The organism is Binatus sp. (SeqCode), from assembly GCF_036522015.1.
Taxonomy (GTDB): Bacteria; Desulfobacterota; Binatia; order Binatales; family Binataceae; genus Binatus.
On record NZ_DATDGQ010000411.1, the window covers coordinates 1 to 7,029 of the forward strand.

Annotated in this window: 9 protein-coding genes; 2 read left to right on the top strand and 7 right to left on the bottom strand. The window is 61.6% G+C overall.

Translation table 11 applies throughout. The annotated features are described in order from the left end of the window. Positions 1 to 405 (top strand): hypothetical protein (locus VIW95_RS17285; RefSeq protein ID WP_331588880.1); only part of this gene is annotated, 405 nt, incomplete at its 5' end. 198 nt (positions 406 to 603) lie between these two features. Beyond that, entirely contained in the window at positions 604 to 1,749 is a 1,146-nt protein-coding gene (locus VIW95_RS17290) for an ABC transporter permease (protein WP_331588882.1), read from the top strand. Positions 1,750 to 1,935: 186 nt separating this feature from the next. On the opposite strand, the gene VIW95_RS17295 is transcribed toward VIW95_RS17290, so the two are convergent. From VIW95_RS17295 to VIW95_RS17325, 7 genes are all read right to left on the bottom strand, one after another. Beyond that, positions 1,936 to 2,355 carry a MaoC/PaaZ C-terminal domain-containing protein gene (locus VIW95_RS17295; RefSeq protein WP_331588884.1) on the bottom strand — a complete coding sequence of 140 codons (420 nt, stop codon included), beginning with the start codon at positions 2,353 to 2,355 and terminating at the stop codon, positions 1,936 to 1,938. After that, positions 2,352 to 2,798: an FAS1-like dehydratase domain-containing protein gene (locus tag VIW95_RS17300; protein ID WP_331588886.1), complete on the bottom strand. Its 447-nt coding sequence runs from the start codon at positions 2,796 to 2,798 to the stop codon at positions 2,352 to 2,354. Before VIW95_RS17300 ends, VIW95_RS17295 begins: the two co-directional genes overlap by 4 nt. Positions 2,799 to 2,814: 16 nt before the next feature. Next, the gene (locus VIW95_RS17305; protein WP_331588888.1) at positions 2,815 to 3,498 is read right to left on the bottom strand and encodes a PHP-associated domain-containing protein; all 684 of its coding nucleotides are present in this window, start codon (positions 3,496 to 3,498) and stop codon (positions 2,815 to 2,817) included. A 13-nt stretch (positions 3,499 to 3,511) separates the two neighbouring features. Then, a complete protein-coding gene (locus VIW95_RS17310; RefSeq protein WP_331588890.1) occupies positions 3,512 to 3,940 on the bottom strand; it encodes a Zn-ribbon domain-containing OB-fold protein in 429 nt (142 codons plus the stop codon). 21 nt (positions 3,941 to 3,961) lie between these two features. Continuing rightward, complete coding sequence (locus tag VIW95_RS17315; RefSeq protein ID WP_331588892.1) at positions 3,962 to 5,125, bottom strand: acetyl-CoA acetyltransferase; 1,164 nt, start codon at positions 5,123 to 5,125, stop codon at positions 3,962 to 3,964. Continuing rightward, positions 5,122 to 5,964: an alpha/beta fold hydrolase gene (locus tag VIW95_RS17320; RefSeq protein WP_331588894.1), complete on the bottom strand. Its 843-nt coding sequence runs from the start codon at positions 5,962 to 5,964 to the stop codon at positions 5,122 to 5,124. The genes VIW95_RS17315 and VIW95_RS17320 overlap by 4 nt, the downstream gene beginning before the upstream one ends. Positions 5,965 to 6,226: 262 nt before the next feature. Next, positions 6,227 to 7,029 (bottom strand): class I SAM-dependent methyltransferase (locus VIW95_RS17325; protein WP_331588896.1); only part of this gene is annotated, 803 nt, incomplete at its 5' end.

Genomic DNA, 7,029 nt, shown 5'->3' on the forward strand with positions numbered 1-7,029 from the left:
GCCAAGGAAGATCTCACCGACAACAACCTGCGCATCGCGCGCGAGGCCAATCCGCCGCAGGGCGATTGGGCCGACGTCGCGATGACCGAACAGCACGCGCCGGCCAACGTGATCAAGCGCGTCAAGGACGAGTTCCGCATCCCGCGCGAGGCACGCGGTATCGTGATCGATCACGGACGCGTCGTGCGACTGCTGATCTGCGGCCCGCAACTCGAAGACTGGATGCTCGACATCACGCTCGGCGACGAGCCGTCAGTCGATGCGTACGTCTGGTCGGTGATGTACCGCGAAAGAATCTTCCGCCGCGCTGAAGACGCGCTGCGCCAGGCCCGCAAATGGGCTATCAACCTGCTCCAATTCCCGCCGCCAAGAGACGAACCCTTCCGCGGCGCCCTGCTGGTGTAGAAGTCCGGCGAGCTCAGTCTCCTATACCTCTCCCTTCGGGAGAGGACGCGCCTCCGGCGCAGGTGAGGGCGCACGCATCCAGCTCGATGCCAGCGCCCTCACCCGACGCTACGCGGACTCGCGTCGACCTCTCCCGAGGGGAGAGGTAATACCCCCTCTGCAAACCCACCGCGGGATTCACTAAGATTAAGTTCTCCCATGAACTATCTCTCCCTCGTGCTCCGCAACCTCACTCGCAACAAGCGCCGTACGATTCTTACTACGCTGTCGATCACCGTCTCGGTCTTCATCTTCGCGTCGCTGATCAGCCTGCCCGGTCTGCTCAACCAGGTTCTGCGCGATCGCGCGAACTCGCGTCGCCTCATCACTCACAGCAAGGCCAGTCTTTTCTACATGCTGCCCGAGTCTTACCGCCGCCGAATAGAGGCACTGCCGCACGTCGAGGCCGTCGCCGCCTACAGCATCTTCATGGCGACTTACCGCGATCCGAACGAACAGCTCGGCGTCCTGGCCGTGGATGCCGACCATATCGGCGAAATCTTTCCCGATTGGGATATCAGCGCGGAAGCCGATCACGATTTCAAAAGCATGCGCACCGCCGCCCTGGTCGCAACCAATTTGATGAAGGTTTATGGCTGGAAAGTCGGCCAGACGTTCATGCTGCGCGGCACGATGTATCCGGTGGATCTGCAACTGACGATCGTCGGCGTACTGAACGAGGAAGCCGCCGGTCCCCGCATCATCTTCCGGCGCGACTACATGGAAGAACTGCTGGGCAGGCCCGGCACCGCCAACCTGTTCTGGGTGAAGGTGGACAGCTCGAAATCATCGCCAGAAGTTATCGCCGCCATCGACGAGATGTTCGCCAACTCGCCCAACGAGACGGCCACCGAAACCGAAGTCGCGCTGATCAAAAGCCAGGAGGGCGGTACCCTGAGCCTGATGCTTAACGGCGCAAAGTTTCTCGCGGCAATCGTGATGTTCACGATCGCGCTGGTCGCCGCCAACACGGCCGCGATGGCGGTGCGCGAGCGTCGTCACGAAATGGCGGTGATGCGCGCGATTGGATTCACCCGCAACTCGATCGTCGCGCGAATCCTGGTCGAGGGACTGATAGTCGGCGTGACCGGAGGCGCGCTCGGATGCGCCCTCGCCTACCTCGGCTTCGACCTGTTGCCGCACGTCTCGGGCGCTCTCGGTCCGCTCGCAATGGCGCTGACGTTGTCACCGCGAATCGTCGCCTACAGCTTTCTGATCGCCGCTCTAATCGGAGCCGCCAGCGGTTTCATCCCCGCGACTCTCGCCACTCGCGGCGATATCGCAACCGAACTCCGCGCGATCTAGTTCAAGCTCGATTCCTGCCGCCAAAAAAGAACCTGAGAGCAAAATGGCGTCCTCGCCATTTTGCGATGAGTACTTTTCACTGGGTGCAGAGCCTGTCCTGAGCGAAGCCGAAGGAGGTCACCCCTGCCCAAGGAAGCGTGAAACCCACGGCGGGTTTCACTAAGAGTCAAGTTCCTCGTTTGTCCGCTACTTCCTGAACTCGACCGTCGCCGTCCCCGTCACGAGGCGCTCTGCCTCTTCGTTCTCCATCCACACGTCGATTTCGGCCGTGCGATCAGCGGGATTCTTACTTGTGATAAATCCGTGAATCGTGATCGCATGATCGGGCTGCACCGGCACGCGATAAGTGGTGCTCATCTGCTTCAGCCACGCGTTGCTCGAACCAATCCAATCCGTCACCAGCTTCGACAACAGCCCAAGGCTCATGTTGCCCGGCAGGATCATTCCGGGCAGCCCTTCTTTCTTCGCCGCTTCGTCGTCGGTGAAGCGTCCGGCGATCTCGCCCATTCCCATCAGCTTGGCGTAGGCACGGCACTGATCCTTGCTGACGAACAGCTCGAGCGGCCCGAGCGTGTCGCCGATATTGATCTCGTCGAAGTTGGTCACGTGCGGTTCATGAAGCGATGGTCGATATGGGCCAGCACTTCGTCCTTCTGGTTTTTCAGCGTCGATCTGATCACCACGAACACCATCGTGCCCGTCCGTCCCGTCTTCTCGAAGATTTCCTTCACGTGCGAGGTCAACGTCACCTTGTCACCCGGCCTGATCGGCGAGACGAACTCGACATCCTTGCCGGCGTCGAAGCCGCGGCGTCCGAAGCGCGGCACGTTCTCGAAGAAATGCCGCCCGTTGCGGAACGTCACCGCGAACGAGGGCGGCGCGACGATCCCGCCGTACGGCCCTTTCTTCGCCGCGTCCTCGTCCGTGTAGATCGGATTGGTCTCGCCGAGCGCCGCGCAGTACCGTGTGATCTTCTCAGCCTTGACCTCGACAGGCTCGGTCACTTCGAAGACCTTGTTAATCAGCGCCGGATCGTAATTGACTGCCATCGTGATATCTCGCTCGTTACGGCGTTTCCATCGGGACCGCATGCGGCACCGCTTTGCGCCGCGGCCGGAAATCCACCGGCTCGTAATTGCCGGCTTTTAGTTCCTGCACCAGGTCTTCGATCGTCTTGATGTACGCGCTGAACTTCGTCGCGCACAGCCCGATCAGACTCACCAAATGACTGTCGGAACCGCCGGTCGCCGCGAAACCGTACTTCGCGATCAGCTCCGCGCTGCGCTCGTCCTCACCCTTGCGCGATCCGCCGTTCAGCCTTTCGACCGCGACTACGTTCTCCAGCGGCGGCTTGCTCTGATAGTGCTCGTACATCCCGATATTCGGCCGCCCGGGATGGCACGGCACGACGATTCCGCCCATCCGCGCCACTTCATTGATCAAGGTCTGCGCGTCGAGGTGCACGTCGGCAAAATCGAATCGCTTGACCATGTCGTCGTTCACCCCGAACACCAGCATGTGCCCGTAGTTGGTCTCGACTTCCGACGCGCGCAGCACCAGCGTGCCGAACTTGTCCTCGAGCGCGCGGTAGTCGCCGCCGCGATTGAACTGGCGATGCTCGGTCAACACGATTCCATCGACCGGCCGCTCGGCCGCCCGCAGCTTGATCCAGTTGAGGTACGCCTCTACCGGTGCGCGGCTGTCTTCCGATGCTTCACTATGCGTGTGGAGATCAAGGATTGTACTCACTCGGAATGTGCCCTCACCTCGCCGGGCGAAATTTCGCGAGCGTCACCGCGGGCGTGACGTCCTCGTATACGACCTCGACAGGCATCCCTATCTTAGCCTGTTCCGGCGCGCAGTCGATAATGTTGGTGAGCATTTTCACGCCCTCGTCCAGCTCGACGTACGCCATAATGTACGGGATCGATTCGCGAAATCCCGGCGCCTGGTTCTGATAGGTCGTCGTGAACGTATAAACCTTGCCCCGCCCGCTGCACTTGATCCATTGCGTATCCGACGACATGCAATTGGTGCATAGCGCGCGCGGGTAATAGCGCAGGTCGCCGCACTTCCCGCATTTCTGGAGGTAAAGCTCGTGCCGCTGGAGCGCCTCCCACCACGGCCGATTCTCTTCATCGAGATGCGGTAGTGGCTTCGCGTATTTCTTCGTCTGCGTCTGTTCGGCCATGATTTTTCGTCCGCCCTCGATTTACTGATTGCTTAAGATAAGCGTCGCGCCCGAATGCCGCGTGCCGAGCGTGCCGCCGGTGCCGTGCGCGAGCGCGATTTCGCAATCCTTGACCTGCCGCGGTCCACATTCGCCGCGCAGTTGTTTGGTCGCTTCAATCACCAAGAAAATCCCGCGCATCCCCGGATGGTTCGACGACAGACCGCCGCCGTCGGTGTTGATTGGAAATTCGCCGTCGAAGCGCAGTCGCCCGCCCGACACGAACGCCCCGCCCTCGCCGCGCTTGCAGAAGCCGAGATTCTCCAGCGTCGCCAGCACGGTGATCGTGAACGAGTCGTAGATCATCGCCATGTCGATGTCTTTGTGCGCGACCCCGGCGCGCTCAAACGCGAGCTGCCCCGACTGCTTTGCCGCAATTTCTAAAAAGTCGCGCTGCCCGCGCGCCGCGTGCCGCACGGTCTCGCCCGTGCCGAGAATATAAACCGGCTTCTTCTTCAAATCGCGCGCGCGCTCCGCCGACGTGATCACCAGCGCGCCGCCGCCGTCACTGATGATGCAGCAATCGAGCAGGTGCAGTGGCGACGAGATGATTCGCGACGCGAGCACGTCCTCCACTGTGATGAGCTCGCGGTACTTTGCCGCGGGATTCATCGACGCATGCAGCCGCATCGTGACTGCAATCTCCGCGAGCTGCTCCGACGTCGTCCCGTAGTCATGCATATGGCGCTGCGCGACCATCGCGTACGACCCGACCGTCGTCGGCCCGAACGGAATTTCGTACTGGTCGCATGGGTCGCCACCACCGCCGCCCCCGCCGCCGGTGCCGATCGCAAAGCGCGACGACGCCGCCGTCGATCCGTAAACCACGACGCATACGTCGCACAGCCCCGCGTGAATCGCGGCTGCGGCGTGCGCGGTATGCGCGACGAACGACGACCCGCCAATCGAAGTCGAATCGACGAAGTTCGGCGTCAGGTTCAGGTAATCGCAGAAGCCGACGATTCCCATCCCGCTCATCCCGATTCCGGTCGTGCACAGCCCGTTCACGTCCTTGATCGTGAGCCCGGCGTCGTCCAGCGCGCCCCGCACGCTCTCTGCCATAATCTGGAACAGACTTTTGTCCGGCGCGAATCGCGTCGGATGCTCAAACACTCCGGCCACTGCGGTCTTGCGGCTTAAACTCATCTCGAATTCCTACTTGAGTCCGTCAGTGAAAAAACGAACTGTTCGATGGCGGCGTTGTACTCGGCGGGACGCTCGCGCGGAATTAAGTGACCGGCGTCCGCAATAATCTTGGCGGCCGCACCGCGAATCTTGCCCGCAATAAATTCCGCGTCGGCCGGTGTGGTGCCCTTGTCGTCGGCGCCGGCGAGCACCAGCGTCGGTTTGTCGATCTTCGCGATCGACTCGCGCAAATCGACTTCCGAGCACGCGAGGATATCGGTATAGCGCACGCGCGGATCTGTTTTGATTTGTTCCATCCAGCCTTCGCGAATGACGTCGAAGTTTTCCTTCACCGTCTTCGGCGAATAGCCGTCGGTGTTGAACGACTGCGGCGCGCGCCCCATCGTGATCGCCCGCAACGCCTCGATTCGATCCGGTGTCAGGTTGAACTTCGGCGCCGTGCAACTGAGGATCAGCGCCTCGACCCGCGCCGCATGGCGCAGCCCAAGGTCCATCGCAATCGCCCCGCCCATCGAATGCCCCAGGATCACCGCCGACTTGATCTTCAGCGCATCGAGAAACGCCGCGACGAAATCCGCGTAGTCGTGAACCGTGCGCAGTCCTTCGACGCCCGCCGACCGCCCGTGCCCCGGCAGGTCGAGCGCTATCGGACTGTGCTTGCCGCCGAACGCCTCGATTTGCCGATGCCACGTGTGCCCATTCGATCCCGCGCCATGCACAAACAAAATCTTGCGCCCGCGCGAGAAGTCCGGCACCACGTCGGGCAGCGTCGTAGCGCCGCTGTAGTAGTAGTAAGTCGCGTATCCTTTAACGTCGGTGTATTTCGTCTGCGTAGGCATCGGCGCAAAACTCCCCGCCAGTTGCATTTGTCCGTTAGCTACTAGGTTAAAGCCGCCCTCGTCAAATGCCTAATCCGTCATCCTGGTAGCGAGCATCGCGAGCGCGCGTCTTTTTAATCCTGACAGAGCGAGCAACGCGAGCCCCAATTTGTCATCCTGACGACGGGAGCGTTAGCGACGGGAGGAACGGGGGCTTCCGGACAGCTTCGCGCACGCGAAGCCGGTTCCGGTTTCTGAAATCGCGCGGCGGTCCTTCCCACTCTCAGCTATCCCACCTGCCCAGGATCAGTGGTTCGTGTTGCGCCCAGCTCCGCGACGTTCCCATCTTTGCAAGTTCCGCGAGCATCGTATCGGCGCGCTCGCGCTCGCCCTCCGGTATCAACGGCATCCACCTGATTCTGATCCACTCATCGATGTCCGCCCATGTGACGGTGAACGGCGCAGCGCGTTCCTCGACGCGCAGACCCGCCTTGACAAACGCATTCTGGAAGCGGTCCTTGGGACGCGCATCGGCTTCGCGGCGCGGCGCGCGCCGGAAGATTACCTCCTGGTACTCGCGCCAGCGCTCGGCACCGACTATCGCGCTCATCATCTGTCGAGCGCTGTCGCCCCGTCTGCCCGTCGCTACCAGCATTCCGCCGCGACGGAGGCATCGAGCAAACTCCGCCACGACGTCCTCGAGATCGGCATCTGCGACGAACTGCAACACGTGGCTCGCAAAAATGAAGTCGAATGATTCCGGCTTGAACGGCAGCCGCGACACGTTCGCGCGCAGCAGCCGGCATTTCGCGCCGACTCGATTGCGCGCAGATTGCAGCATGTCGAACGTTAAGTCGATACCAGTGACTGTGCGAATGTCGCGCGCTTCGACAAACTTCTTCAGATAGGCGCCGTTGCCGCATCCAGCATCGAGCAGGTCTCGCGCATTTGCGATCTCGCCCGCCAGCGCGTCGAGCACAGCGCTGCGACGATTTCCGTAGTACGCGCCGTCGCCATAAGTGTCGGCCAGCCGCCCGAAATACTCGGCTACATTAGATGGTGTGCGAGGTCTGGAAGCTTCGCCGG

Coding starts and splice junctions, on each gene's coding strand:
- VIW95_RS17290 (WP_331588882.1), top strand. CDS start 604: ATGAACTATCTCTCCCTCGTGCTCCGCAACCTCACTCGCAACAAGCGC.
- VIW95_RS17300 (WP_331588886.1), bottom strand. CDS start 2,798: ATGGCAGTCAATTACGATCCGGCGCTGATTAACAAGGTCTTCGAAGTG.
- VIW95_RS17310 (WP_331588890.1), bottom strand. CDS start 3,940: ATGGCCGAACAGACGCAGACGAAGAAATACGCGAAGCCACTACCGCAT.
- VIW95_RS17315 (WP_331588892.1), bottom strand. CDS start 5,125: ATGAGTTTAAGCCGCAAGACCGCAGTGGCCGGAGTGTTTGAGCATCCG.
- VIW95_RS17320 (WP_331588894.1), bottom strand. CDS start 5,964: ATGCCTACGCAGACGAAATACACCGACGTTAAAGGATACGCGACTTAC.